Source organism: Dyadobacter sp. 22481, from assembly GCF_052044875.1.
GTDB lineage: Bacteria > Bacteroidota > Bacteroidia > Cytophagales > Spirosomataceae > Dyadobacter > Dyadobacter endophyticus.
Window position 1 is genome coordinate 1,051,679 of the sequence record NZ_JBQENV010000002.1, and the last position, 26,945, is coordinate 1,078,623.

Sequence of the window (26,945 nt, forward strand, 5' to 3'; positions counted from 1 at the left end):
TTTCCTCTCTTTTCACCATGCTAAAAAACTACTTCAAAATCGCTTTCCGTACGCTGTGGAAAAACCGGCTGTTTACGGCGATCAATGTACTGGGGCTTTCGCTGGGATTGGCCAGTGCGGGTGTTCTGATCCTTTTTATACAGAGAGGTATTACGTTCGATACGTTCCATCAAGACAACGACCGGATCTATTTTGTGCAAACAGCCGATGCTACCTCGCGCTATAACCAGACAGTGTATCCGATTCTGGACCAAATGGTTAAAACCTTTCCGGAGATCGAAACCGGTACGCATGTACAGGGCTGGAATGATGTGTGGCTGAACCACAATGGCAAAGACCTGCAAAGACGGACGAAGTATGTGGACAGTACTTTTTTCGATATTTTTTCCTTTAAGCTGAAATATGGGAATGCTGCTGCTGCATTGAAGCGGAAGCAATCGATCGTCCTAAGCGACCAGGCTGCGGAAGCGCTTTTCGGGGATATTAATCCTGTTGGCGAGACCGTGACCGTGGAGGATTCTATGACTTTCACGGTCACCGGCGTGCTCGAACCGGTCCCGGCGAATTCGTCGATCCAGTTCGAAGTGCTGCTTCCCATATCCAATCTCGAAGACAATAAGGACTTTGCTTCCGGTGCCGACTGGTACAATACCTTCGCTGCCGTTTATCTCAAATTGCGGAAAGGCGCCGATGTAGGCAAGCTCGAAGCGAAGTTTCCGGCTTTTGTAAAAACGCACTTCCACGCGGAAGGGCAGAAGAGACAGATCCGCATTGCGCCGCTGGAAGAGTTTATCCATTACGAAAACCCCACCTTCCGCTGGATGATTTATGGTGCGATAACCATTGCGGTATTTATTGTATTGATTATCAGCATTAATATGGTTAATCTGAACACCGCAATGTCGTTCACACGCGTGAAAGAAGTGGCCGTAAGGAAAGTGACCGGCTCGACGCTCGGGCAGGTACTGGCGCAGTTCTGGACCGAATCGGCGCTGGTATTGGCGGGGTCGCTGCTGATTGCCGTCGTGTTTGGGATATTGTATCTGGTACCTCAATTCAACGAATTCAGGCAGGGGAGGATGCAGCTCGTGGTGAACTGGCAGCAGGATTCCGCTACGTTCCTTACTTTGATGGCGATCATCGGTGTCATCGCATTTATCGCCGGTACCATTCCGGCGACATATTTGAACAAGCTTGACTTGCGGGACACCTTGAAAGGAAAGCTGGCGGGCAAACCCGGATCCGGAAACTGGACACAGGGGACCTTGATTGTGGTTCAGCTGGTAATTGCCATTGTCCTCGTAATCGGTGCGATAGCGGTGCGCTGGCAGATCAATTTCATGCGGCAAGCTGATACCGGTTTCAAAGGGGAGCGTATCGTAGTAGTGTCGTCGGACCTTCAATATAAAGACGAGAATGCGGCTGTTCAGCAGTTTGTGCCTGTTCTTGATGGTTTAAAGCAAAATTCTAAAATCGAAAGTATCGCTATCTCGGGCATTGTTCCGACGCGCTACTGGAGTAACTATAACGTGTATACACCCGAGGGGGAAGACTCCAAAAACATCCGCCTACGCCATGTCGGTACGAGCACGAACTACACCGCCACCTACGATATCCGGATGGTGGAAGGGAGGGATTTTTCCGAGGAACTCGACAGAAACGGTGAACAACATCCCGTGGTGATCAACGAGGCGGCCCGCAAGGCTTTCGGGTGGACGACGGCCATTGGGAAAAGACTCCGGCAGGGTAATAATGCGGAGGTTTATACGGTTGTGGGCGTCATGAAAGACTTCCATTATGGACCGCTGAAAGAGCGGATCGAACCGTTGCTGCACTGGTACAACGGCCCACCAAGCCTGAACAGTTACCTTACATTGAAATTCACCGACATTTCGCAGGCGAAGGGTGTATTAGCAGGCCTCGAAAAGGCAATGAAGAAAATACCATCCAGGCGGCCGTTCCAGTTTTTTTACATGCAGGAAGAGCTTAGCCGGCAGTACAATGACCTGGATGGTATTTGGAAAATGGTCAATTTCGTAACGCTGCTGGCCATAGTAATCGCACTGGCGGGTATTTTCGGGCTCATATCGCTTGCTGCCAGCAAGCGTACAAAAGAAATCGGTATCCGCAAGGTGCTTGGCGCCAGTGTGCAGGGGATTGCCATGCTGCTTTCCCGCGATTTTATTGTTCTGCTAGTCATCGCAATGCTCGTAGGGCTGCCGCTGGCTTACACCTTTGTCATCAAGTATTTGGCGAGTTTTGAATACCATGTCAATTTGCCCTGGTACGTTTTCGTGCTCGTTGCAATAGGTGCATTGCTCCTTACTATTTTGACCGTCGGGTTTCAGGGTATCAAGGCGGCATTGGCCGATCCGGTGAAGAGTCTACGGAGTGAATAGGGGGAGTAGCTGAGTTGTGTACATGATTGGAGGTATTTCCTTAACTTTAAGAAAAAATGACCTATGGAACTGAATAGAATCACTTTTGATCCTAATGTCATGGGAGGGAAACCTTGTGTCAGAGGAATGCGGGTAACAGTCGGAACGATTGTAGGACTCATCGCCTCTGGCAAAAGTTTCGATGAAGTGCTGGAATTTTATCCATACCTCGAGGCGGAAGATATAAGTGAAGCGCTGGCTTATGCTGCCTGGCGTGCAGATGAAATCGAAATTCCTTTCCAGGCTGCATGAAGATACTGATCGACATGAACCTGTCGCCAGTTTGGGTGAAGTACTTCGCTGAAAATGCAATGATGTCAAAGCACTGGTCTGAAATTGGCAAAGCCTCCGATCCAGACAAAGTAATTTTCGAGTACGCTAAACAGAATGGCTTTGTAGTATTCACGCACGATCTTGATTTTGGTACAATTCTCGCTGCAACGAATGCCAAAGCACCCAGTGTTTTTCAAATTCGTAGTCATAACCTGTTACCTGAGGCCATCGGGCCGACAGTACTGAAATGCTTCCACGATTACGAAAGCTTTTTAAGGTTAGGATGTTTGATAACACTATTTGATCAAAAATCGAAAATCAGGCTGTTGCCACTGAATTAATTTCTCTTTGCAATATCGAACAAGAGTGTCCAGTTTCGGACACTCTTTGTTGTTTTATTGGTGATTAATTGCTTGATTTTGAGCTTATTGCTTAGGTGTTGGATGGTTGGTACAATTATTCATTCCAAAAAGTCGGAATGCAATCCAGGACCCAGCCATGATTAAAAACTATCTGAAAATTGCTTGGAGAAATGTCTTGAAAAACAAGATGTTCTCCGTAATTAACGTCTTCGGCCTATCGGTCGGGATGACGTGTTGCATGCTCCTGCTGCTTTACATTCTGAGCGAAATTTCGTTCGATAAGCATCAGGAGCATGTCAATGAGCTTTATCTGGTACGCTCGGAGAACGTGCAGCCGAACGGGGAGAAGATGGACAATCCCCGTGCACCGGCGCCCTATGCGGCTGCATTAAAGGCCGAGTACCCCGAGGTGGTGCAGGCGACGCGCGTCTGGCAGAACTTTATGGAAGACAAGGCATTGCTGACCGTGGAGCAGCCTGGGAAAGATCCGCTCTCGTTCTACGAAACCAAAGGAACGCACGTCGATTCGACTTTTTTTGACGTTTTTACCTATCAATTCCTGCAAGGTGACAAGCGCACGGCGCTCGACGATCCGCATTCGATTGTCCTTTCCGATGTCCTTGCCCAGAAGCTTTTTGGCAACGAACCGGCATTGAACCGCACGGTGAAGGTGGGGGGAAAGACGGGCCATAATGAGAACTTCAAGGTCACCGGCGTATTTCGCGACGAAAGCGCGCGTTCACACATAGACGCCCATTATTTTGTGTCATTCAAAGTAGGCTGGATTGGCGATTACCTTCGGCAGCCTGATCTCAATTTCACAAACAACAACATGTTTTATCACTACCTGCGCCTCAGGCCGGGTACCGATGCCGCGGCGTTTGAAGCGAAATTGCCGGCGTTCATTGAAAAATATGCACGAAAGGATCTCAAAATCGCGGGATATGATAAGAAGCTGGCATTGCTCGCTGTCCGGGACATTCACCTTTTCAGCCGGATCGACCGCATTCTGTCGTCCACCACAAGTTCGACCTATTTGTACGTTCTGGCATGTATCGCCGTATTTACATTGCTGATCGCCTGCATCAATTTCATGAACCTTGCCACCGCGCGCTCTGCGAAACGGGCGGCTGAGGTAGGCATGCGCAAGGTCATGGGTGCCGGCAAGGGCAGCCTCGTCGGTCAGTTTCTGGGCGAGTCGATGGTGCTTACATTTCTCGGGCTGGCGATAGCTGTGCTACTTGTAGTGCTGCTGCTGCCATTTTTTAATCAGCTGGCCGACAAATCGCTTGACGTTCATGACCTCCTGCAACCGAAAATTGTCGGTGGGTTTGTGCTGCTGGCGTTGCTTACCGGTTTGCTGGCGGGTAGTTACCCGGCGTTTTACTTGTCGGTATTTAACCCGCTGGACGTGATCAAGGGACGGTTTGTCAATTCCGTATCGGCCACTACGCTGCGCCGGGGGTTGGTAGTCTTTCAGTTTGTGATTTCGATTAGTCTGGTGGTTGCTACGATCGTCATTCAGGGGCAGATCCGGTTCATGAAGGAGCAGCCGCTCGGTTTCACCAAAGACCAGCAGATCGTGATCCCTTTCCGAAGCCAGGAGGCGCGGCAGGCTTACACGGCATTGAAAAACGAACTTTTGCAGGACAGCCGGATCACAGCGGCGTCGGGCACTGCCTATTACCCTGGTATCATCAATCCGAGTGATATGTCGGTTTATTTGCCCGGACAGACGGTAAATGACGACAATCTGATCAAAACCAACTGGGTAGCACCGGATTTCATGGAAACGATGGGTTTCAAACCGATTGTAGGCCGCATGTTTTCGAAGGAGTTTCCGGCTGATACCAATTACAAAATAGTTGTCAACGAGGCCACACTCAGGAAATTTAACGTTCCACTGAACAAGGCAGTGGGCCAGAAATTCCTGTTCAACAACGGCGGGGATACGCCGGGCTCGGTTGAAGTCGTGGGTGTTGTCAAAGATTTTCACTTTCAGGATTTGCACAAAGCCATCGAGCCTTACGCCTTCTTCCTCAATATGGACCCCAGCTATAACTACCTGATCGCCCATATCGCTGGGAAAGACGCAGCTTCCGCGCTGCCATTGATAGAAAGCAAATGGAAGTCGCTCGTGCCCGATGAGCCTTTTGCGTACACATTCCTCGATGAGGATTTTCAAAAAAATTACGCCGCCGATGCGCGTACTTCCAGGCTTGTCAATGCATTTACCCTTGTTTCCATCCTGATTTCCAGCCTCGGATTGTTTGGCCTGGCTGCCTTTGCCGCTCAGCAGCGTATCAAAGAAATAGGCGTACGAAAAGTGCTTGGAGCTTCGGTGGCCAACATCGTAGGGTTGTTGTCGGGCGATTTTGTGAAACTGGTAATTGTTTCCATCGTCATAGCCACCCCGCTCACCTGGTACCTGATGAACCGTTGGTTAAACGATTTTGCCTATAAAATCAGCCTGCAATGGTGGATGTTCGCCGGGGCAGGTGCGTTGGCAGTGATCATCGCATTGCTGACAGTGAGTACCCAGGCAATTAAAGCGGCTGTTACCAATCCTGTGAAATCGTTGAAATCGGAATAGGAGATAAAGAGAGGAAGGGGAAGAAAGGGGGGTAGGAAAAATTAAGAAGTTTACATCCCCCCCTTTCCTCCATCCTCCCCTTCCTCCTTTCCTCCATATAAATAAAAGCCATGTTCAAAAACTACCTCAAAATCGCATTGCGTAACCTTTGGAAGAGCAAGGGTTACGCATTTATCAATATCGTCGGATTGGCGGTCGCTTTTTGCGTAAGTGTTTTTCTATTTCTGACGGCTTATTTCTCGCTGTCGTACGATAGTTTTCACGCCGACAAAGACCGCATTTACGAGCCATATTTCTTCTCCAATGATCCGGAACGCGTAGATCGCACGGCTTCGATGCCGTTTCCGATCACACCGGCATTAAAGGCCGAATATCCCGACATCGAAGCCATTGCGAGGGTCGTCAACGGGTCGGACGTGGTAGAGTACAAGGGGAAATATCTCGACAAGAATATCAAGTTCACCGAGCCGGATTTTTTCAAAGTCTTCTCATTTCCCTTTATCCAGGGCAGCGCGCAAGCCGCTTTGCAGGACCTTAGCAATATTGTCATCACCGAACATATGGCCAAAGCCGTTTTCGGGGAGGAAGATCCGATGGGCAAGCGCATTCAGTTGGGATTAGAGGAAAGCAAGAAGGAATATGTAGTGAGCGGGGTCCTTGCGGATTTTCCTGAAAACTCGTCCCTGCAATTCGACGCGTTTATACGCAGCGAAAATGTGGGCGGTTATCAACACCAAAAGGACCAGTGGGATGCATTTTCTCACAATATTTTCCTAAAACTAAAACCAGGGGTAGATAAGCTTGCATTTGAAAAGAAGCTGAAACCTTTCACGGCCAAATATTTCGCAGAAACTATCACGAAGCTTAAAAAGAAAGGTGCTAAACCAGACGAAAGGGGTGATCTCTATGCGCTCCGCCTTCAAAAACTGGAAGATGTCCACTTTAACCGGGAGATTTCCGGCGGTAAGGAAGGATCGCTGATCTATGCATTAATGGGTATCGGCCTTTTTATCCTGCTGATCGCCTGCATCAACTTCATTAACCTCAATGTCGCGCGCTCATTTATACGTGCACGCGAGGTGGGTGTACGCAAGTCGCTCGGCGCGTTGAAACAACAGCTTTTCTTCCAGATCTGGGGTGAAGCAGGAGTCATTTGCTTCTTCGGCTTCCTAACGGGCGTTGTGCTGGCAGTGCTGCTTTTGCCATTGTTTAATGCGACATTCAGGTCCAAACTAACCCTGGAATACATTTTCGAGCCCGATAAGATTGCATTGTTGGTCGGGCTGTTTTTGTTTGTTACCCTCGTTGCTGGCGGTTATCCGGCATTGCAGATGTCGAAATTCAATGCGGTGGAAGTTCTGAAAGGGAGGGTGTCGCTCAAAAAGCCGGGTGTATTGCGAAATTCGTTAATTGTTGCCCAATTTGCGCTGTCGAGCCTGCTGATCTGCTGCACGATCATCGCAGTGCAGCAGGTCGACCATCTGCGGAAACAGCCGCTGGGCTTCCAGAAAGAGGAGGTGGTCAGCATTCCCGTGGGAAGGAAGGTTAATGGCCAGACTGCGTTGCGCAGAATGCGTAACCGCCTCGCCAACGATCCTAATATTGTAAGTATCACCGGTTCAGCCGTGAACCTGGGAATGGGCCTCGACCGAAGCACTTCGCGCAGCTCCATCGGTTTCACATTCAAAGAACGCGAAGTGGAAACCGACTGGCTGCATATCAGCTACGACTACCTCAAAACACTCAATATCAAACTGATCGACGGACGGGAGTTTAATCCCGCTTATCCGACCGACTCGATGGGAAGGGTTATCATCACCGAAAGCATGGCCAAGGCGATTGGAGAAAAAGACCCTGTCGGCAAGTTCTTCCAGACTGATACTGCGGGCATCAAGCATCAGATCATCGGCGTAATCCCCGATTTTAACCTTTACTCTTCCAAGACGGACAAGAAGCCGATCACGATGTACCTTTCTCATACAGACGGCATAGGCTATATTTTTGTACGGGTTACGCCACAAGGTCTGGCATCGTCGATGGAGAAGTTGAAAAATATCTGGAAGGAAATTACGCCGGAATCGGAGTTTATCGGCTCATTTATCGATGAAAATACGAACGCCTGGTATAAAGAGGAAGAAAGGCTTTCACAGATTTTCAGCCTTGCATCCGCGGTTGCCGTGATATTGTCCTGCCTTGGTCTGTTCGCTGTCGCATTGATCGTCATGGAGCAACGCACGAAGGAAATCGGCGTCCGCAAAGTGCTTGGTGCGAGCATTGCCAGCCTGGTGTTCGTGTTATCGAAAGATTTTGTCAAACTGGTCCTCATTGCGATCGTGATCGCCACGCCAGCAGCCTGGTATTTCATGCAGCTTTGGCTGGATAACTATCCCTACCGCATCGAAATCAGTCCGTTGGTATTCGTAGGCGTTGGTGCGGCGGCGGTGCTCGTTGCCGTGGCAACCGTTAGCTTCCAGAGTATCAAAGCCGCGCTGATGAACCCAGTGAAGTCGCTGCGGAGTGAATAGACTAAAAATTGCCTGAATCCAATCAACCTAGCCATGATCAAAAACTATCTCACGACCTCATTCAGAAACCTTCGCCGTAACTGGAATTTTACATTGATCAACATTACCGGGCTTACTTTGAGCCTTGCGTGTTGCTTGCTTATCTTTTTTACTGTCCGGTATGAGCTGAGTTTTGACGGCCATCATGCAAATGCCGACCGTCTTTACCGCCTGCTCAATCATAGTATTGAGGATGGGGAAAAAGGTTTCAGCGCTGGTATTCAGCTTCCTGCATTGGCGGCATTACGCAACGATTTCGCCGAGATCCGCGGCCAGGTGACGTGTACATATGGCTTGCGCGAGACGTTGATCACGGTTACGCAGGGTACGGAGAAGAAGAAATTTTCGGATCCCGGCTATAATATAGCATTCATCGGGCCCGAGTATTTCCGGATGTTCGATTACAAATGGCTGAAAGGCTCGCCCTCGCAGGCGCTTAAAAATCCTGGTTCAGTCGTTCTGACCGAGGGCCAAGCTTTGAAGTATTTCGGGAATGCCGATCCGATCGGGAAGAGCATCCGGGTAAGGAACCAGATGGATTTTGTAGTGACGGGCGTGGTCGCGGACCCTCCGGCTACTACCAACCTGCCATTTACGACCATGCTTTCATTCGCGTCATTGAAAGAGTTTGGTGCATTTACGAACTGGGACGACTGGGTTTCCACCTACGGAGGTGGACAAGTGTACCTGATGTTACCCAAAAATGTGAGCGAGGCACAATTTGAGCAGCAGCTCTTAGCATTCAATAAAAAATACCGAAAGCCGAAGGATGCTGAAAAAGTGAAGTTTGTCCTGCAACCGGTTAAGGATATCCATTTTGCCACGAAAACAGGCAATTACACCAATCGCTCGATCAGTAAGGGAATGATCTGGGCCATGTCGCTCGTCGGGATATTTATCCTGATCACCGCCTGTGTGAATTTTGTAAACCTTGCCACCGCGCAGGCATTGCGACGCTCACGCGAGGTGGGCGTGCGGAAGGTGCTGGGCAGTACCCGCGGACAGCTGTTGCGCCAGTATTTCTCCGAAACCGGGATTATTACGGTACTTTCGGTAATCCTTGCGTTGGTTTCTGCGCAGCTGCTGTTGCCTTACATTGCCAATATTCTCAATATCGAGACGCGGGATGTGGTGTTTTTCCAGGACCCTTCCATCTTGCTGTGCTGTGTGATACTGGCTGTTGCTACCACTTTCCTGGCTGGGTTTTATCCTGCATTGGTTGTTTCAGGCTATCAGCCGATTTTAGCACTGAAAGGGAAAATGAGTACTGCCGAAGGGGGGCAGTCCAATTTGCGCAAAGGCCTTATCGTACTGCAATTCTCGATTTCGCAGGTGATCCTCATCGGTACACTGATCGCTTACAGTCAGATGAAGTATTTCAGCACGCTCGACCTGGGTTTTGAGAAGGACGAGATTGTGACGATCGCCATCCCCGACCAACCGGAGGGTAAGCTCGAAGCATTGCGGGAACAGGTTAGTGCGATACCGGGCGTGAAATCCATTGCTTACAGTGCGTTTACACCGATGTCGAGAAGTAACTGGCAAACCGGGTTTAGATATGAAAATGACGCCGAGGACCTCGATTTTACCGTCGTAATGCGTCCGGCCGACACGGCATACTTCAACACTTACGGGCTGAAAATGGCTGCGGGAAGAATGTATTTGTCGGCGGACACGATCCGGGAATATGTCGTGAACGAGGCATTTGCCCAAAAACTAGGCTTTAAAAAACCGGAAGACATTATCGGTAAGCGGCTGACGATCGGCGGGGGAGATGCGAAGCTTCCGGTAGTAGGTGTCGTTAAAAATTTCAATACCTACACACTTCACCAGGAGATTATTCCGTGCGTGATGACCACCATGCGTGACAATTACCGGACATTAAGCGTCAAACTGGATAAGAATGCCGGGCTGGAACAGATTGACCGGATCGAAAAGGTATGGACGGAGGCTTTTCCCGATTATTTGTTTAAATACACATTCTACGATCAGACGCTGGATAGCTTTTACGAGAAGGAAGCCAAGTTCTTTTCGCTCTTTAAAATCCTGAGTTTCATCGCGATTTTTATCGGGTGTCTGGGCCTGTATGGCGTGGTAGCGTTCATGGCCGAATCGCGCACGAAGGAAATGGGCATCCGTAAAGCCATCGGCGCCTCCGCGATGAATATTTTCGGGCTGTTTTCAATCGATTTTATCAAACTGGTAGTGATTGCGCTGGTTATTGCGTCGCCTATTGCCTGGTATTTCATGAATGAATGGTTGCAGGATTTTAGCTATAAAGTGCATATCAGCTGGTGGCTTTTCGCGGTGGCGGGCGTCGCGGCGGTGTTGATCGCGTTGGTTACTATCAGCTTCCAGAGTGTCAAGGCTGCGATGACGAACCCGGTGAAGGCATTAAGAAGTGAATAATCAGACGATCGCAGATGCAACCGGCGCACAGCTTTTTACATCTTTCGCGAAACACATTCCAAACGCTCATTCTATCTGCCTCCGGCCATGATCAAGAATTATCTGTTAATCGCACTCCGTAATCTTCGTAAAAACAAAGTTTATTCCCTGATTAACATTGTCGGACTGGCGGTAGGTATTGCCGTCACAATGCTGATCGGACTGTGGGTGTGGGATGAATTGTCCTACAACAAATACCACAAAAACTACGACCGCGTGGTACAGGCCTGGATCAATCAGACATTCAATGGCCAAACCGGAACCAGTACTGCGGTTTCTATACCGTCTGTGACGGAAATGGCGACCAAGTATCCGGCAGATTTCAAACACACTGCGCTGGCCTCCTGGAACTTCGGACATTTGCTGGCTAACGGCAATAAGAAGATCAACAAGACTGGCATGTGGGCGCAGCCGTCCCTTCCGGAAATGCTGGGCCTGAAAATGATCCGGGGCGATTACAGTGCATTGAAGAATCCCGGGTCGGTGGTGATTTGCGAGTCGCTGGCGAAAGCGCTTTTCGGAGACGCAGATGCTCTGAACAAAACACTCAAACTCGACATCAAGAAGGATGTGAAAGTGACGGGTGTTTATGAGGATATTCCCTTCAATTCTAGTTTCAATGAGCTGTACCTGATCCTGCCCTGGAACGACTACCTGCAAGCCGAGGGCTGGGTGAAGGAATCACAAACGCAATGGGGTAACCACTCATTCCAATGGTTCGCACAGGTGGCCGATCATGCAGAGATCGCAACGGTTTCCCGCAAAATCAGGGACGTGGAAATGCCGCACGCATTCTCCAAAACCGACAAGCCGCAATATTTGCTGCACCCGATGAGCCGCTGGCACCTGTATTCCGATTTCAAAGACGGGCAGAATGTCGGCGGGCGCATTCAGTTTGTTTGGCTTTTCGGCATTATCGGCGCATTTGTGCTGCTTTTGGCATGTATCAATTTTATGAACCTGAGCACGGCACGGTCGGAAAAGCGGGCCAAGGAAGTGGGCATTCGTAAGTCGATCGGGTCGCTTAAAAGCCAGTTGGTATTACAGTTTTTGAGCGAATCGTTCCTGGTGGTCATGTTTGCGTTGGTACTGGCGATCCTTATCGTGCTCATTTCGCTGCCGGCATTCAACGACCTCGCGGGTAAGCATGTGAAATTCCCGTTCTTCGACTGGCAGTTCTGGCTGGGGCTGATCGTTTTCGCATTGTTCACAGGCCTGGTGGCGGGCAGTTACCCGGCATTTTATCTGTCGTCGTTTAACCCCTTATCGGTTTTGAAGGGTACATTCAAGGTAGGGAAATACTCGGGAGTGCCCCGGAAAGTGATGGTGGTGTTACAGTTCACGGTGTCCATCACCCTCATCATCGGCACGATTATAGTCTTTCAGCAGATCCAGCATGCCAAAAACCGGCCGGTTGGCTATGACCGTCAGGGACTTTTGCAAATTAATATTTCACCTAATTTGTGGGGAAAATATCATCCGCTGCGCGATGATCTGCTCAAAACCGGAAGTGTGTACGAAATGAGTGAATCGTCTAGTCCTACAACGGGTATTTATTCCAACCAGATCGGCTTCGAATGGGAGGGGCTGGAAGCTGGCTCTGTTCCGCTGTTCGGGACCATCGCCTGTACACACGATTTTGGCAAAACAATAGGCTGGAAAATCATCGACGGCCGCGACTTTTCTAGGGATTTCTCCACCGATACGGCAGGATTTGTACTGAACGAATCGGCCGTGAAGCTCACGGGCCTGAAAAATATCATAGGTAAAACGATACGCTACAACGGCAAGCCGCGGCAGGTTGTGGGTGTGATTAAGGATATGGTGATGCAATCGCCCTACGAGCCGGCGGTGCCGACCATTTTTATGCTGAATTACGATTGGGCCAACCTGATCAACGTCAAACTTACACCCGGCGCACCGGTAGATAAGGCCTTGAAGAAGGTAGAAGCTGTTTTCCGTAAACATGATCCGGATTCGCCATTCGAATTCAAGTTTGCCGATGAGGAATATGATGCCAAATTCAGGGCCGAGGAACGGATAGGGAAACTGGCACGGGTATTTGCGGTGCTGGCGGTCTTCATTTCCTGTCTTGGCCTGTTTGGATTGGCAGCCTATACGGCCGAGCAACGTACCAAAGAGATCGGCATTCGCAAAGCGTTGGGCGCCAGCGTCGCGCAGATGTGGGCGATGCTATCCAAAGAGTTTGTGTATCTGGTCATCATCTCCTGTGTCATCGCCTCACCCATCGCGCTCTATTTTCTGCACGACTGGTTGAAAAAATACGAATACCACATCCAACTCAGCTGGGTCGTGTTCGTCGTCGCTGCCTTTCTAGCCGTTGCCATTACCTTGCTGACGGTCAGTTTTCAGGCGATCAAGGCGGCGCTGATGAATCCGGTGAAGTCTTTGAGGAGTGAATGATTTATTCTACCAGAGCACTTTTGCTGCCGGGTACAGCGAGAACTTCGGATCATTTGAAATGATATTGAAGCCTTCATGCAAAGCAGTTGCAATTATTAAACGGTCGAACGGATCGCGGTGTTCGTGGATGAATGGTAGACTTTGGTAAGCTTTCAGCTGTGGTGCATTTATATCTATGGTCAATATACCGTTTTTCGAGGCTTGTGTAAAAGCTATATCGATAGGGTCCGCCAGCGAAAGTTTTCCGATTTTCGCCTTGATTGACATTTCAAACCAACTGATGGCATGTACATAAACGTCATTGCCTAAATCTTCCATGAGAGATTTGGCCTTCCGTGAGAGTCTGGGGCTGTCTTCAAGAAACCAAATGAGAGTGTGTGTGTCTAGTAATACTTTCATCTACATATATTCTTTCAAATCGTCCAGTGGTTCGTTGAAATCATCTGACATGTGAATTCTTCCCTTTAGTGCTCCCGCCTGACGTTTTTTAAGCGGGCTTGCCACTTTTTCCGGGAATGTAACTGTGACTTCCGTGCGCGACTGTACAGGTGGCGTTCCTATGAGCGTCACCTTGCCGTTTTCATAAATCCCTTTAATTGTAGTTAACATTTCTTTTATGGTTGACCTTATCCAAATTTAAAAACAAAAGAAAATTTTAGCAATTCTATCCAGCCAGCGGCAACCCCATTCGTCGATGAAAACCCCGCTGCCATCTACTACCAGTGACATTTCGCAGATTGCGTTTCCAGCGCGTTAAACTTGGAGGTTAAATGTGCCTCTAAAAGACATAAACAAACAATTTAAATACTGGAAACCATGAAGAAGATCATTTTCGCCATCGCCGCAATAGTTACCCTGACAGCCGGAAATTCTTTCGCTCAGCGATATAACAGACCCAATCCGGCCGTGATCGACGCCCGCGCCGACAATGCTAACGAGGAATTCAAGATCAACAAGCTGGACGAGATCGTGAAGCTGAGCCGCAAGCAGGAAAACCAGATCAAAAAGATCGAAAACAGATACGATCGTTTGGCCGGCAGAAACCAGAGATACCATACCTATCAGGGCATGAAGAGACTGGAAGAGGAGAAGCAAAAGGAAATCCTGGCCGTTCTGACGCCCGCACAACGCCAGCGCCTGTTCACCTATCAGCATCGTTTTGAAAACCGTTACAACCGCAGAGGATAACCTATTGAAAAGGCAGCCATGAACGAACGGCCAGGTCTCAGGACCTGGCCGTTTTATTGAATAACACCCATTTATTCCGCAGGAAATAGTCGAGCAATATCAGGCACGATAGTCCGATGATCGTAAGCATCACCGGCTGCGGAATGGTGGAGAATTTCTGGTTGAAAACCTGATTGGATATTGTCAATCCATTCAATTTGTCGGAAAAAGCAGATTGCGGCTCATTGACGGGCAGGAAGAAACACGCGACGATCAACGCTGCCCAGGCGGCTGCTACCCAGTACCAGGTCCGGCGGGAAATGACTGGTTTCTGCACGGCGACTTTGGCGCTGGGCTGGATTTGTGCCATCACCTTACTGCTGAATGCCTTGGGAGCGAAGTCCACAGCATTTTGGTGCACCAGGGCATGAAACGCCGCTTCCTCGCGCACGTGTTGCATGACCACCCGCGTGAATGCATCCGAAGGCGTATCGGCCCCGGTTTCCCGGATCAGGTTTTTGAAATGCCCTTCCTGTTTGTCGTCTATCGGCTCCATAATTCCCGCATTATAACAAAAACTGTAATTCTTTGCCCAGTACTTTTCTGGCCCTGAATAGTTTTACTTTGATATTACTGTTCGAAAGGCCGGTTATCTGTTCGATTTCCTCGATAGGGCTTTCATTCAGGTAGTATAAGGTGATGATCAACGCTTCCATTTTGGGCAGGCGGTTGATGGCCTCCTTCACAAACTGCTCGCGCTCGCGGGCCTGCAAGCCTTCGAGCGGTGGCGGGCTGTGTTCGTAATGGTAATTTTCTTCAAATTCATCGTCGATACTTTGCAAAGCGAGCCGCGGCTGCTGCAATTTCGAAACGGCCGTTCGGTAAACGATGGTATAAAGCCATGTCGAAAACTTGGATTTGCCTTCGAAGCTGCCGATTTGCATATAAGCTTTCACAAAACTCTCCTGTGCCGCGTCCTCCGCGTCCTGCGCATTCGACAGGATCTTCATCGCAATGGTAAATGCCATGTTTTTATACTTCTCGACCAGATAAGTATACGAAGCCAGGTTACCCTGTTTTACGTTTTCAATATGGACCCGGTCGTCGTGGTTTTTCATGCATTCAATGGCTCGCCTGCTCATTAGACTGCATAGCGGGCAAGCCGGTTACAATATTGAGGCTATATTTTTTTTTGAAATTTTTTTGACAAAACTGTAACCGGAAATGCCGCCCCGCTGTCCAATGGGTAACATTCGAAATTTAAATATCTTTTAGTCATGAACGGCGTACTTGTTTCTGTTGCAGCTTTTCTGGGCATTTTCGGGATTGTATATGTATTCCTGATGACGCGCCACCGCGAACGTATAGCGTTAATCGAGAAGGGCGCCGACGCGTCCATATTTACGGATAAGAACCAGGCGTACTACCCCACACTGAAATTTGGTATGCTCTTCGTAGGTATCGCACTTGGGATTCTAATGGGCAACTGGCTGGACAATACCTATGATTTCAGCAAAGGGGTGGCTTATATGGCTATGGTGTTTCTCTTTGGAGGCACTAGTCTTATTCTCAATTTTCTTGTCGAAAGGCTTCTGAACAAACCCCGATCTATCGAATAGCCTTCCGTGCACTACCGGTCAACCGCGCTATTAACCGTTCATCACTTTGTGCTAAAAATCAGGCCTAGTACCTTGCATCACAAAGTACCTTCCAATACATTTGTTGTATCGAATTTAGGTTAGTCTGCATTAGTATATCAATAGAATATTTATATTTAATTTATTGATATATTAATCACTGTCTGAAAGAGCCCAAAATCTCTTATCGGAATTCCTATGCCCATTCAAAAATTTATTAGCCATGAAAACTTTTTCCATGAAAACATTATTCCAATTACTCATGTCCGTCCTGATCCCGGGGCTGATCTGCTGCCAGGATTCATTCGCGCAAGACGCTCCTAAGGGACCAACTATCAAAGGCATTGTGGCCGACTCTGCTACCGGCAAGGTGTTGGATTTCATCACCGTTAACCTCATGAAAGACAAAAATACCGCCTTGAAAGCCGATTTCTCTAAGGCCGACGGGTCGTTCGCTTTCCAAAATCTGAAACCCATGAAATATGCGCTAGTGCTGGTTGGAGTAGGTTACAAGAGCAAGACTGTCGACGTCGATTTGACGGACAGCACACGTCAGCATGTCGATTTGGGCAATATTACAATTAGTCAGCAGGTGGTAGGGCTTAAAGAAGTGACGGTTACCGCCTTGAAACCGATCGTCAAACAGGAGGTCGACAGGATCAGTTACGACCTCGAAGCCGATCCCGAAAGCAAGGTTTACAGCGTGCTCGAAATGATGCGGAAAGTGCCGTACCTGTCGCTGGACGCCGAGGATAATATTGCTCTCAAAGGCAATACCGATTTCAAGATCCTGATCAACGGCAAACCGTCGAGTATGGTTGAGCGGAGTTATAAGGATGTGCTGCGCAGCATGCCGGCATCGTCTATCGTGCGCATCGAGGTGATCACGACGCCTCCTGCAAAATATGATGCGGAGGGCCTTGCGGGGATTATCAACATCATTACCAACAAGAAAATCGATAATGGGTATAATGGCACGCTCAATGTCAGTGAACGCTTCCCAACGGGTGGACCGGGAGTCGGTGGCTCGCTCTCGGCCCAGCTAGGGAAGATCGGAATGTCGCTGAATGCGGGTTTAAATCAATATAAAAATCCGTCGACTCAAACGGTGTCTAACCGCACAACGACCGGTACTAGTCCTACGGAGCTCGACCAGCGCGGCTGGAACGGGAATAACAACAAGAATGGCTACATCGGCTATGAAATCACCTACGAAGTTGATACACTGAACTTGCTGAGCGCGCAACTGAATGTGAATGGCGGCAGGAACCGCTCGAATGGGTATCAATCGTCGCTGCTGAATGCCGGCGTTGAAATCCTGGAACGATACAATGTGACCAACGACAATTCCGACCGCGGCAACGGACGTGACGCGGCAGTAAATTACCAGAAGGGTTTCAAAGCGGATAAAAACCGTCTGCTGACTTTCTCTTACCGGTATTATGGCTACGACAACAAGCAAAACGGCAACCTCCAAATCTCCGATCGCATCAACTACGACCGTCCCGATTACCGACAGATTAACGACCAGAGCTTTTCGGAGCAGACATTCCAGGTGGATCTGGTATATCCGGTCAAAAAACTGAATATTGAAGCCGGTTTGAAGGGTATCATGCGGGACAACAAAAGTGATTTTAAATACCTGGTATTCAATCCTGAAACAAAATCTTACGAGGTCGATGGCGGGATGAGCAATATGTACAAGAACCAACAAAATGTGTTCGGTGCTTACAATACATATCAATACAATTTCAAGAACTGGGGCGTGAAGGCGGGTGCACGCGTGGAGCAGACGATCATCGATGCCGATTTTATCTCCACCGATTCAAAAGTGAAACAAAACTATTTCAATCTTATTCCGTCGGTATCGATCAACCGGAAGCTGAAAAACAATGCGGGAATCAACTTTGGCTATACCCAGCGCATTCAACGACCGGGTATCTGGCAACTCAATCCGTTCGTCGACCGGTCGAACCCGAGCTATGAGCGGACTGGTAACCCCGATCTCCGGCCGGCCTATGTGAATGATTTGCAATTGAGCTACAATAAGGCAAAAAAGGGAAATATCAATTTCGGCGTAGGGTATACGCATTTTAAAGACCTGATTTTTCCGATCGCGGTTTACAACGCGGAGACGCAGATCACGCGCACCTCTTACGGCAATACCGGCCGCGCACGGCTCATCAGCGGTAACCTGAATGCGAACTACCCTTTCACGAAAAAATGGAATTTCAGTACCAATCTCCGCATTGCACACGGCAAGGTAACCGGCATTGTGAACGGTGTCGAGATCACCAACAGCGGGGTTATGTACCAGTTTTCGCTTTCGACGGGCTACAAGCTGCCTAAGGACTGGCGTGTGAATGCGAACTTCAACGCGAACGGCCCGGGCGTGAACCTGCAAGGCACCACGAATTCGATTCAAAGTACGTCATTCAGCGTGAATAAGGATGTGATTAAGGACAAACTATCGCTTTCGGCTGCTGTAAGCAATCCGTTTACGAAATTCAGAAGGTTCCACAACGAGACATTCGGCCCGGATTTCGACCAGTACACCGACCGCTGGAATTACTTTCGGTCATTCAATTTCAGCCTGAACTACAAGTTTGGAAAACTAAAAGACGGTATTAAAAAGAATAAGAGAGGTATTCGCAACGACGACGTGCAGAATGGCGGCAACTAAAAGCAAATGCCGGGCCGAACAGCCCGGCATTTTTTAATCTGCCAGATATTGATGAGCGGGGATGACATGGACTTTCATGCCGTCCAGAAGTAGTAGATTTTTGCGCCCCGGCAATGCTCGCTATGGTAGTTTTTAAGATCATCGTTCGGTTCTATGATTCAAAAATATAATGCTGTATTTTGATATCAGACAAAAGTATCCATTACTCATATACACTTTTATTTGATATAAACAGATTGAAATGTAGTGTCCGGTTTCGAACACTGTTTTGGTTGTATATGTTTGAAATCGAGTGTTTTAATATGTGGTACGGATTTGTTGCCTGGCTGGTTTAAGTCAGCAACCAGAACGTGTCCGCCATACTCATGCTTAAAAACTACCTTAAAATCGCCATCCGGAGCCTTTTCAGGCACAAGACGTATTCGCTGATCAATATCCTCGGGCTTGCTGCCGGGATATGCGTCTCGACGCTCATACTGATGTTTGTGGTCCATGAGCACAGTTACGACCGGTTTCATAGCCGGCACGGCGACATTCAGCGGGTGCTTGCCAAAGTCAAAATGGGGGACAATGAATTTCAGATGAATTCTTTTGCCGCCAGTTTCGCACCGACGCTGTTGGAGGGCGTGCCGCAGGTAGCGGATTACGTCCGGATTTTACCGTCATACAGGAATGTTGCGATGGCGCGTCCCGGACGGAAGGAGGAAGCGATCCTGGAAAAGAATGTCATGTTCGCCGATCCGTCGTTTTTCAGTGTATTTAGTTTTCCGCTTGAAAAAGGGAATGCGGCGCAGGCATTAACGAGGCCCTTCACGATGGTGGTTTCGGAACGGGCGGCGGTGAAGTACTTTGGAAGTACAGATGTCGTCGGAAAGGCGCTGTTGTATGAAGCAAAGCACCTCGTTCAGATTACCGGCGTTGCTCAAAACCCGCCATCGAATTCGTCACTGGATTTTGATTTTGTTATTTCAAACGAGACATATCCGAGACTGAGCGAGGCCAATCGTAAAAATTGGGATAACGGCGGCGGGATTTTCAATGTGTATGTGCTGCTGCACGCCGGAGCATCGAAGACGCTGATCGAGCAGGGTATCAACCGACTTCAACCATTGAAGGAAGCTGCCGGTGAGCTTAAACCTCAATACGCGCTGGAAAGCCTGGACGACATTCACCTCGGCGGCGCATTCAACGATGCCGGAAACAGCAAACTGATCCCGATTTTCGCCGTTGCGGCCGTGGCAGTACTGATGCTCGCGCTTTTCAACTATATGAGCCTCGCCACCGCCCGGGCGACGCAGCGCGCGCGTGAGGTAGGCGTGCGGAAGGTAGTGGGTGCTACGCGTGCGGGCCTGGGCGGTCAGTTTTATATGGAATCGGTGTTGGTCTGTGCGCTGGCCTTTGGGTTGGGGTTGCTGATGGTCTTTTATCTGAGCCAGCCGTTTTATGCATTGCTGGGCTTGAAAATCGATACTTCCTTTGTGATATCTCCCTACTTTTTGTCTTTTCTGGGCGGCTTGCTCGCCCTCACTGCATTGGTTGCCGGGAGCTATCCGGCGTTTGTATTGTCGGGTTTTGCCCCTTTGGAAGTGATAAAGGGCCGGTTTACAGGCAGTATCGGTGGGGTAGGTGTGAGGCGGGTTTTTACTGTTTTTCAGTTTGCAGTCTCCATGGCGCTGATCGTCGGAAGCCTGATCGTGCGTGAGCAACTCTCTTTTATGCAGCGGAAAGAATTGGGGCTCAACAAGGAACAGGTACTGAGCATTCCCCTCGGGCCTTCGATGGCCGGCAATTACATTCCTTTCCGCAACGCAGTGCGGCAGCAGACCGGCGTGTCGGGCGCCACTTTTGCGAATGCGGGCCTCTTCAAAGGATACAATATGTTTTTTATTCCAAACAAAATCACCAAAAAGGATATTGCGGTTTCGCAAATGGTGGTGGACGAGCAGTTTGTGAAAACCCTGGGGCTTAAATGGAAAACGCCGCCGGTGCCCGGAGCAGGCCGCAATCGAGCTTTGCTGAATGAGCTGGCGGTTTCCCAGCTTGGCATCAAAGGCGATCCGCTCGGGCAGCAGATAAGGGAAGGTATAAACCTGGACGGGATAGTAAAAAACTTCGATTTTACGGATGTGCAGCACGGCGCCAAGGCGATGATGCTGTCGGTTGCCAGCGATACGACCAATATGCTCCGTATGCCCGGCGCTTCACGGGGCGTGCTGTATGTGCGGATGGACGCGCAAACGGACATTGCCGGGAACGTAAAGGCAATAGGCCTGCTTTTTAAAAAGTACGACCTCGAAACCCCTTTTGAATACTACTTCCTCGACGACGCATTCAACGAGACATTTAAAAATGAAACGAGGCTCTCCGCGATGTTCTCGGTCTTCACTGTACTCGCCATTTTCATCGCCTGTATGGGACTTTTCGGGCTCATCACTTTTACCACTGAAACACGGACAAAGGAAATCGGTATACGGAAAGTATTGGGTGCATCGGCCGCGGGTATCGTCGGGATGCTTTCGAAAGAGTTTATTGGGCTGGTAGTCGTTTCGGCTGTTATTGCTATGCCGCTTGCGTCGTATTTTATGTCACATTGGTTGGAGGATTTTGCTTACCGGATCAGCCTTCCGCTCTGGGTGCATTTCCTGACCGTCTTCATGATGTTGTTCCTGACACTTCTGACCGTGGGTTTCAAGGCCATACATGCAGCGATGATTAACCCGGCGGCGTCTCTAAAGAGTGACTAGGTAGTCATTTTATATACTACAAATTTTTAAGCCACTCGTCTTATGAAAAAACGGTTTTCAGTTTTCGGATTAGTCTTTTTATCGCTATTTCTGTTCAGCTATTCTTGCCAGGACCATCAGCCGCCGGGCGAGCCTCCGTTGCTGAGTACACATGAATTGTTTTACGATTCGATCCACGGCAAATGCTCGTTTACCACGGAATTGGAGGTGCTTAATATTGGTACCATACCAGTAACTGAATACGGTATAGTCTACAACGCAGCCCTTAGCGGCGGCTCCGGGCCGAACCGTGAGAATCCTACAATAGAAGACTATCCTAAAATTGTCTTCGACATGCCATTTTCGACGGGGATTAAACAAAAGGTTGGTCCTCAGATTTGTACAAACAGTAACTACTACCGTGCTTACGCAATTTTGAGTAATGGAACGGTGGTTTACGGGCAAACATTGCGCTTCACCAACTTGTGACCTGCCAATACCGGCAATCCGCTCAGCTGTTCGTTTTCGGACAGCTGAGTTTTTATTTGGAAATGTATAACATTGATTATCAGTGGTTTTCAATTCTGGTATGCGTTTAATGCGAGGTCAATTTTAAAGCCTTATTTACCTGACAGCCATGTTTAAAAACTATTTCAAAATCGCCTTCCGGAACCTTTGGAAGCACAAGGTATTTTCACTGATCAATATTATGGGGCTGACCGTCGGGATGTCGGCCTGTTTGCTGATTTCTATGTATGTCAATTTTGAGCTGACTTACGACGCATTTCATTCCAAATCGGACCGCATTTACAGGTTGGTGACCGATGTCATCACGCCTTCCGAAACCATCAATGCAGGTATTACATCATGGGCCTTCGGACCGACGATCAAGCAGGATTTTCCTGAAGTTGAAGCCTATGCGCGCATTAACGGCGGCAGCTTCCTTGTACGAAAAGGGGATATCAAATTTCAGGAGGAAGGAACAGTGTTTGCCGATTCATCGCTTTTCCGTGTTTTTGATTTTAAACTGATCCAGGGCGATCCTAAAACGGCGCTGAAAGAGCCACTGAGCCTGGTATTTACAGAAAAAGCAGCCAAAAAGTATTTTGGTGACAGCGACCCCGTCGGGCAAACTTTGCTGCTATCGGGCGAAGGCCTTCCGGCGAAAGTTACGGGCGTTATGAAAGACATCCCCGAAAACTCGCTCATCAAAGGTGATATGTTCGTTTCGATGACCACCATGACGCAACGTTTCAACCGCGGTATCGACGAGCAATGGGGCAATTTCGGAGCAACGACCTACCTGCTCCTGAAACCGGGCGCCAATAGCAAAGCTTTGGAAAAGAAGTTACCTGCTTACCTCGAACGCCGGGCGGGCAAGCTCATGCAGGAGTCGAAAATGTCCTATAAACTTTTCCTGGAACCGCTGCTCGACGTGCATTTGCGTTCTGAGCGGGATGTCGCCGAAAAGGGCAGCATGAGCAACGTATATGTGTTCTCCGTCGTAGCTGTTTTCATTCTGTTGATCGCCTGCATCAACTTCGTGAACCTTACCACGGCGCGCTCGGCGGAGCGGGCCAAGGAAGTGGGGATACGCAAGGTAGTAGGGGCGGCCAGGGGGTTGCTGGCGAGGCAGTTTGTGAGTGAATCGGTGTTGCTTTGCCTTATCGCCTTTGTGTTTTCAATTACACTTTCGGCTGCACTGTTGCCGCTGTTCAATAACCTGGCGGGCAAAGTGATCGTTTCAGGCATATTTGCCGATCCATCATTTCTCGTATACATGTTAGTGGCGGCGACCCTGATCGGCATCCTGGCCGGGATTTATCCCGCGTTGGTATTATCGTCTTTCGAGCCGGTAACAGTCTTGAAAGGACGGTTTACGACCAGTATCAAAGGTATTTTGTTGAGAAAAGGGCTGGTAACCGTTCAGTTTGCCATTTCGATCGCGCTGATCATCGCAACGATGATCGTCTATATTCAAATGAATTACATGCGTAACCGTGATCTCGGTTTCAGCAAGGATCAAATGCTGGTACTCAACACCGAGGGCGACCCGAAGCGCTGGGCATTTAAGGAATCGCTGACGGGACTGGCGGGTGTAAAATATACGGCGGCATCATCCAGCGTGCCCGGTAGTTCCAATCCGGGCGCATATTCCGAAATCGAGAACAAGAGCGGCGACTTGCAGGTCGCGAACCTTGACCTCTATTTTGTAGATTTCGACTATATCCGGCAATTTGGACTGAAAATGGCGGCGGGGCGTCCATTTTCGAGGGAATTTGGGACTGATACTACGCAGGCGATGGTGATCAACGAAGCTGCCGTGAAGTTGCTGGGGTATTCCAAACCCGAAGATGCGCTCGGACGTCGTTTCAAGCAGTGGGGACGCGAGGGTAAGATCGTGGGGGTGATCAAGGACTTCCATTTTCGCTCATTGCAGGAAAACATTAAACCGCTCACCATGCGCATCGAGCCCGGCGGGGCAAACCTTGTTTCGGTCAAAATTGAAGGTAACCGCTTGAAAGAAACAGTTGCTGCGGTGGAGGCGAAGTGGAAAGAAGCTATTCCCGGCAGGCCGTTCAGCTACTATTTTATGGACGAATTCTTCGATCGGCAATACCGCAGCGAAGAGCGTTTTGAAAAGTTGTTTTTCAATTTCGCGGTTCTGGCGATATTCATTTCCTGCCTGGGCTTGCTGGGGTTGGCGTCTTACAGTACCACGCAGCGCACAAAAGAAATCGGCGTGAGGAAGGTCATGGGTGCATCCATTGCCAGTATTGTGGGTTTGCTTTCCAGGGATTTTCTTAAACTCGTACTTATTGCATTCCTGGTGGCGTCGCCTATTGCTTACTTCGGAATGGACCGCTGGTTGGAAAACTTTGCCTACCGCACGGATATTTACTGGTGGGTGTTCGCGATTGCGGCAGTACTATCTGCTGCCATTGCTTTCGCTACGGTCAGTTTCCAGAGTATCAAAGCTGCCGTGATGAACCCGGTGAAGAGCTTGCGGAGTGAGTAACGCCCTGCCTGGCTGCACCGCCCCGTTCCAAATCGAACGGGATATGTCCGATACTGAACACCGCTGATTTGTTTTGATTGTAGGCAAGAAATTGATTTTCAGATAGTTGTAATATTATTACTGGCTGGTGCATAATTTGACTGTCAAACAGGGAAATCTATCCGTTAACCCCCGCAACCGGCGCAGTTATGATATCCAGCTATCTGAAAATCGCTCTCCGGAGCCTTTGGAATAAAAAGGCTTTCGCTTCCATTAATATTCTCGGACTGGCAATCGGATTGGCGACTTGTATGCTGATCCTGCTCTTTGTTCAGCACGAACTGAGTTACGACCGCTTCAACAAGCATGCCGACCGCATTTTTAGGGTCACATTACACGGCCGGATAGGAGGGAACGACATCAACATCGCGGGCGCGTCCGCTCCTGCGGGCCCTGCGTTCATGCGCGACTACCCGGGCGTGGAGGCATATACGAGGCTCAATACCAATGGTACTTTTTTAGTCAAAAAAGAAGAAAAGCGCTTTTTAGAAGAGCGTGTCATTTTTGCCGACTCCAATTTTTTCAACTTCTTCTCCATACCACTGTTAAAGGGTGACGCCAATAGCGTGCTTAGAGAGCCGCAGACGGTCGTTCTGACCCAATCTACCGCATTGAAATATTTCGGAAAAGAGGATCCGATCGGGAAGAGCCTCAGTATGGGCAATATCGGTTTGTTTCGGGTTACGGGCGTTTGTGAAGATGTGCCTTCCAACTCGCACTTCCATTATGATTTTTTCGGGTCGATGAAATCAATCAAGTTGGGAGAGAAATGGCTTTCGAGCGGCGCACACACCTATGTTTTGCTGCGCAATGGCTATCCGGTTGAAAAACTCGAGGCTCAGATGCCGCAACTCGTCAGGAAATACATCGGGCCGGAAATCCAAGAATTTCTGGGAATGAGCTATGACGAATATTTACGTAAAGGCGACCGGTTCGGCTTCGGTTTACAGCCATTGACCGACATTCACCTCACCTCCAACCTTGAAAACGAGCTGGAAGGCAACAGCAACATCAAATACATTTACATTTTTACGGCCATCGCCGCATTCATTCTCCTCATTGCCTGCATCAATTTCATGAACCTCTCCACAGCCGGTTCGGCGGGGCGGGCCAAGGAGGTGGGTGTTCGTAAAGTCATGGGCTCGGTACGCCAGCAATTGATGGCGCAGTTCCTCATCGAATCGATTCTGGTAACACTTTTTGCGCTTTTAACAGCATTCGGATTGGTAGTACTGCTATTGCCGGGTTTCAATGACCTGGCCGGCAAGCAATTCGACCTGCAATCTATTCTGAATGTCCGGATGATCGCATATGCATTGGCGGGGTGCCTGGTTGTCGGTTTGCTGGCCGGCAGCTACCCTGCATTTTTTCTTTCGGCTTTCAGGCCGGTGGCGGTGTTGAAAGGGAGCATCCAGGCGGGCATAAAAAGCGGATGGCTCCGCAATACGCTGGTTACCGTTCAGTTTGTGGTTTCCATTGCAATGATCATCGGGACGATGGTCGTTTACCAACAGCTGCGCTTCATTCAGAATAAGAATGTAGGTTTTGATAAAGAACAGGTGTTGATCCTGCACGATACCCATTTACTGGGTGATAAGGCGAAGACTTTCAAGGAAACGCTCGGCAACCTGTCGGCAGTAAGCAGCGTCACCCTCGCGGGCTACATTCCAGCGGGCGCCTCCAACAGCGGCACGGACGGTTTCCTGCCCGAAAGCGCCGATAATAGCATTACGCCATACCGCTTCACTACATACCAGGTTGACGAAGACTATTTGAAAACATTGGGCATCGGCCTCGTCGCAGGCCGGAACTTTTCAAAAACCTTCGGCGGCGACAGCGCATCCGTGCTGATCAACGAGGCGGCTGTAAAGCAATTTGGATGGAAAAACCCGATTGGCAAGCGTCTCAGGACGATTGGTAATGGCACGCCGGAGAGCAAGAAGTTCTATACCGTGGTGGGGGTTACCAAAGATTTTCATTTCCGTTCAATGCACGAGCGCATTGCGCCGCTGGTAATGTTCTACGGGGGCGACCAGTACCAGATGGCCCTTCGCATCAAAACAAATGATATTCCAGGCTTGCTTAAAACGTTGGAAAAGAGCTGGAAAGCTACATCGGACAACCCCTTCGCCTATTCATTTCTAAACGAACGTTTCAATAAAATGTATGAGTCGGAGCAGCGGGTAGGGAAGCTGTTCGGGATTTTCGCCGGGCTTGCCGTAGTTATCGCTTGTCTGGGTCTGTTCGGACTGGCCGCATTTACGACCATCCAGCGTACCAAGGAAATCGGCGTTCGTAAAGTGCTCGGTGCTTCGGTGTTGAGCATTGTCTCACTACTCTCCAAAGATTTTATAAAACTCGTGGGTATCGCCATTGTCATCGCCTCGCCGCTCGCATGGTACGGCATGAACCAATGGCTATCTGATTTTGCGTACAAGGTCAGTATCGAATGGTGGGTATTCCTCCTGGCCGGTGTAATCGCGGTAGGGGTAGCTTTGTTGACGGTCAGTTTTCAGAGCATTAAGGCGGCGTTGGTCAATCCGGTGAAGTCGTTGCGTTCGGAATAAAAAAGGAT

General features: G+C 49.2%; 18 protein-coding genes. 14 read left to right on the forward strand and 4 right to left on the reverse strand.

Going from position 1 to position 26,945, the window contains the following annotated elements:
- The first annotated feature begins 17 nt into the window (after window positions 1-17).
- From ACTJJJ_RS14415 to ACTJJJ_RS14445, 7 genes are all read left to right on the forward strand, one after another.
- Entirely contained in the window at window positions 18-2,399 is a 2,382-nt protein-coding gene (locus tag ACTJJJ_RS14415; RefSeq protein ID WP_440702150.1) for an ABC transporter permease, read from the forward strand.
- 63 nt (window positions 2,400-2,462) lie between these two features.
- A complete protein-coding gene (locus tag ACTJJJ_RS14420) occupies window positions 2,463-2,690 on the forward strand; it encodes a DUF433 domain-containing protein (protein ID WP_188934011.1) in 228 nt (75 codons plus the stop codon).
- On the forward strand, window positions 2,687-3,052 hold the full coding sequence (locus ACTJJJ_RS14425; protein WP_440702151.1) for a DUF5615 family PIN-like protein: 366 nt from the start codon (window positions 2,687-2,689) through the stop codon (window positions 3,050-3,052). Before ACTJJJ_RS14420 ends, ACTJJJ_RS14425 begins: the two co-directional genes overlap by 4 nt.
- Before the next feature lie 157 nt (window positions 3,053-3,209).
- The gene (locus tag ACTJJJ_RS14430) at window positions 3,210-5,666 is read left to right on the forward strand and encodes an ABC transporter permease (protein ID WP_426293083.1); all 2,457 of its coding nucleotides are present in this window, start codon (window positions 3,210-3,212) and stop codon (window positions 5,664-5,666) included.
- A gap of 110 nt (window positions 5,667-5,776) precedes the next feature.
- Window positions 5,777-8,191 carry an ABC transporter permease gene (locus tag ACTJJJ_RS14435; protein WP_440702152.1) on the forward strand — a complete coding sequence of 805 codons (2,415 nt, stop codon included), beginning with the start codon at window positions 5,777-5,779 and terminating at the stop codon, window positions 8,189-8,191.
- 33 nt (window positions 8,192-8,224) lie between these two features.
- Window positions 8,225-10,639: an ABC transporter permease gene (locus ACTJJJ_RS14440; RefSeq protein ID WP_440702153.1), complete on the forward strand. Its 2,415-nt coding sequence runs from the start codon at window positions 8,225-8,227 to the stop codon at window positions 10,637-10,639.
- 87 nt (window positions 10,640-10,726) lie between these two features.
- On the forward strand, window positions 10,727-13,102 hold the full coding sequence (locus tag ACTJJJ_RS14445) for an ABC transporter permease (RefSeq protein WP_426293086.1): 2,376 nt from the start codon (window positions 10,727-10,729) through the stop codon (window positions 13,100-13,102).
- A gap of 6 nt (window positions 13,103-13,108) precedes the next feature.
- Here the strand turns inward: ACTJJJ_RS14445 and ACTJJJ_RS14450 are convergent, their stop codons facing one another.
- Both ACTJJJ_RS14450 and ACTJJJ_RS14455 read right to left on the reverse strand, forming a co-directional pair.
- Window positions 13,109-13,501, reverse strand: a complete 393-nt coding sequence (locus ACTJJJ_RS14450) for a type II toxin-antitoxin system VapC family toxin (RefSeq protein ID WP_440702154.1) — start codon at window positions 13,499-13,501, stop codon at window positions 13,109-13,111.
- The gene (locus ACTJJJ_RS14455) at window positions 13,502-13,711 is read right to left on the reverse strand and encodes a DUF2281 domain-containing protein (protein ID WP_426293088.1); all 210 of its coding nucleotides are present in this window, start codon (window positions 13,709-13,711) and stop codon (window positions 13,502-13,504) included.
- Between the two features lie 207 nt (window positions 13,712-13,918).
- Here ACTJJJ_RS14455 and ACTJJJ_RS14460 point away from each other — a divergent pair, with 207 nt between their 5' ends.
- Window positions 13,919-14,290 carry a hypothetical protein gene (locus tag ACTJJJ_RS14460; protein ID WP_440702155.1) on the forward strand — a complete coding sequence of 124 codons (372 nt, stop codon included), beginning with the start codon at window positions 13,919-13,921 and terminating at the stop codon, window positions 14,288-14,290.
- Window positions 14,291-14,327: 37 nt separating this feature from the next.
- Here the strand turns inward: ACTJJJ_RS14460 and ACTJJJ_RS14465 are convergent, their stop codons facing one another.
- Together ACTJJJ_RS14465 and ACTJJJ_RS14470 are read right to left on the reverse strand one after the other, a co-directional pair.
- The gene (locus ACTJJJ_RS14465; protein ID WP_188933993.1) at window positions 14,328-14,825 is read right to left on the reverse strand and encodes a hypothetical protein; all 498 of its coding nucleotides are present in this window, start codon (window positions 14,823-14,825) and stop codon (window positions 14,328-14,330) included.
- Window positions 14,826-14,835: 10 nt separating this feature from the next.
- A complete protein-coding gene (locus ACTJJJ_RS14470; RefSeq protein ID WP_188933991.1) occupies window positions 14,836-15,387 on the reverse strand; it encodes an RNA polymerase sigma factor in 552 nt (183 codons plus the stop codon).
- 159 nt (window positions 15,388-15,546) lie between these two features.
- Here ACTJJJ_RS14470 and ACTJJJ_RS14475 point away from each other — a divergent pair, with 159 nt between their 5' ends.
- From ACTJJJ_RS14475 to ACTJJJ_RS14500, 6 genes are all read left to right on the forward strand, one after another.
- Window positions 15,547-15,888, forward strand: coding sequence for a DUF6249 domain-containing protein (locus tag ACTJJJ_RS14475; protein ID WP_188933989.1), 342 nt, complete (start codon window positions 15,547-15,549; stop codon window positions 15,886-15,888).
- Window positions 15,889-16,144: 256 nt separating this feature from the next.
- The gene (locus ACTJJJ_RS14480) at window positions 16,145-18,589 is read left to right on the forward strand and encodes an outer membrane beta-barrel family protein (RefSeq protein WP_440702156.1); all 2,445 of its coding nucleotides are present in this window, start codon (window positions 16,145-16,147) and stop codon (window positions 18,587-18,589) included.
- 365 nt (window positions 18,590-18,954) lie between these two features.
- Complete coding sequence (locus tag ACTJJJ_RS14485) at window positions 18,955-21,333, forward strand: ABC transporter permease (protein WP_440702157.1); 2,379 nt, start codon at window positions 18,955-18,957, stop codon at window positions 21,331-21,333.
- 42 nt (window positions 21,334-21,375) lie between these two features.
- The gene (locus tag ACTJJJ_RS14490; protein WP_440702158.1) at window positions 21,376-21,801 is read left to right on the forward strand and encodes a hypothetical protein; all 426 of its coding nucleotides are present in this window, start codon (window positions 21,376-21,378) and stop codon (window positions 21,799-21,801) included.
- A gap of 148 nt (window positions 21,802-21,949) precedes the next feature.
- A complete protein-coding gene (locus tag ACTJJJ_RS14495; protein WP_440702159.1) occupies window positions 21,950-24,331 on the forward strand; it encodes an ABC transporter permease in 2,382 nt (793 codons plus the stop codon).
- Between the two features lie 188 nt (window positions 24,332-24,519).
- Window positions 24,520-26,937 carry an ABC transporter permease gene (locus ACTJJJ_RS14500; protein ID WP_440702160.1) on the forward strand — a complete coding sequence of 806 codons (2,418 nt, stop codon included), beginning with the start codon at window positions 24,520-24,522 and terminating at the stop codon, window positions 26,935-26,937.
- Window positions 26,938-26,945 lie beyond the last annotated feature (8 nt).

Excerpts from the sequence above, each read along its gene's own strand:
- ACTJJJ_RS14420 (WP_188934011.1), top strand. The coding sequence starts at position 2,463 with ATGGAACTGAATAGAATCACTTTTGATCCTAATGTCATGGGAGGGAAA.
- ACTJJJ_RS14450 (WP_440702154.1), bottom strand. The coding sequence starts at position 13,501 with ATGAAAGTATTACTAGACACACACACTCTCATTTGGTTTCTTGAAGAC.
- ACTJJJ_RS14465 (WP_188933993.1), bottom strand. The coding sequence starts at position 14,825 with ATGGAGCCGATAGACGACAAACAGGAAGGGCATTTCAAAAACCTGATC.
- ACTJJJ_RS14425 (WP_440702151.1), top strand. The coding sequence starts at position 2,687 with ATGAAGATACTGATCGACATGAACCTGTCGCCAGTTTGGGTGAAGTAC.
- ACTJJJ_RS14435 (WP_440702152.1), top strand. The coding sequence starts at position 5,777 with ATGTTCAAAAACTACCTCAAAATCGCATTGCGTAACCTTTGGAAGAGC.
- ACTJJJ_RS14480 (WP_440702156.1), top strand. The coding sequence starts at position 16,145 with ATGAAAACATTATTCCAATTACTCATGTCCGTCCTGATCCCGGGGCTG.
- ACTJJJ_RS14475 (WP_188933989.1), top strand. The coding sequence starts at position 15,547 with ATGAACGGCGTACTTGTTTCTGTTGCAGCTTTTCTGGGCATTTTCGGG.
- ACTJJJ_RS14470 (WP_188933991.1), bottom strand. The coding sequence starts at position 15,387 with ATGAAAAACCACGACGACCGGGTCCATATTGAAAACGTAAAACAGGGT.
- ACTJJJ_RS14440 (WP_440702153.1), top strand. The coding sequence starts at position 8,225 with ATGATCAAAAACTATCTCACGACCTCATTCAGAAACCTTCGCCGTAAC.
- ACTJJJ_RS14500 (WP_440702160.1), top strand. The coding sequence starts at position 24,520 with ATGATATCCAGCTATCTGAAAATCGCTCTCCGGAGCCTTTGGAATAAA.
- ACTJJJ_RS14485 (WP_440702157.1), top strand. The coding sequence starts at position 18,955 with ATGCTTAAAAACTACCTTAAAATCGCCATCCGGAGCCTTTTCAGGCAC.
- ACTJJJ_RS14430 (WP_426293083.1), top strand. The coding sequence starts at position 3,210 with ATGATTAAAAACTATCTGAAAATTGCTTGGAGAAATGTCTTGAAAAAC.
- ACTJJJ_RS14415 (WP_440702150.1), top strand. The coding sequence starts at position 18 with ATGCTAAAAAACTACTTCAAAATCGCTTTCCGTACGCTGTGGAAAAAC.
- ACTJJJ_RS14495 (WP_440702159.1), top strand. The coding sequence starts at position 21,950 with ATGTTTAAAAACTATTTCAAAATCGCCTTCCGGAACCTTTGGAAGCAC.
- ACTJJJ_RS14445 (WP_426293086.1), top strand. The coding sequence starts at position 10,727 with ATGATCAAGAATTATCTGTTAATCGCACTCCGTAATCTTCGTAAAAAC.
- ACTJJJ_RS14455 (WP_426293088.1), bottom strand. The coding sequence starts at position 13,711 with ATGTTAACTACAATTAAAGGGATTTATGAAAACGGCAAGGTGACGCTC.
- ACTJJJ_RS14460 (WP_440702155.1), top strand. The coding sequence starts at position 13,919 with ATGAAGAAGATCATTTTCGCCATCGCCGCAATAGTTACCCTGACAGCC.
- ACTJJJ_RS14490 (WP_440702158.1), top strand. The coding sequence starts at position 21,376 with ATGAAAAAACGGTTTTCAGTTTTCGGATTAGTCTTTTTATCGCTATTT.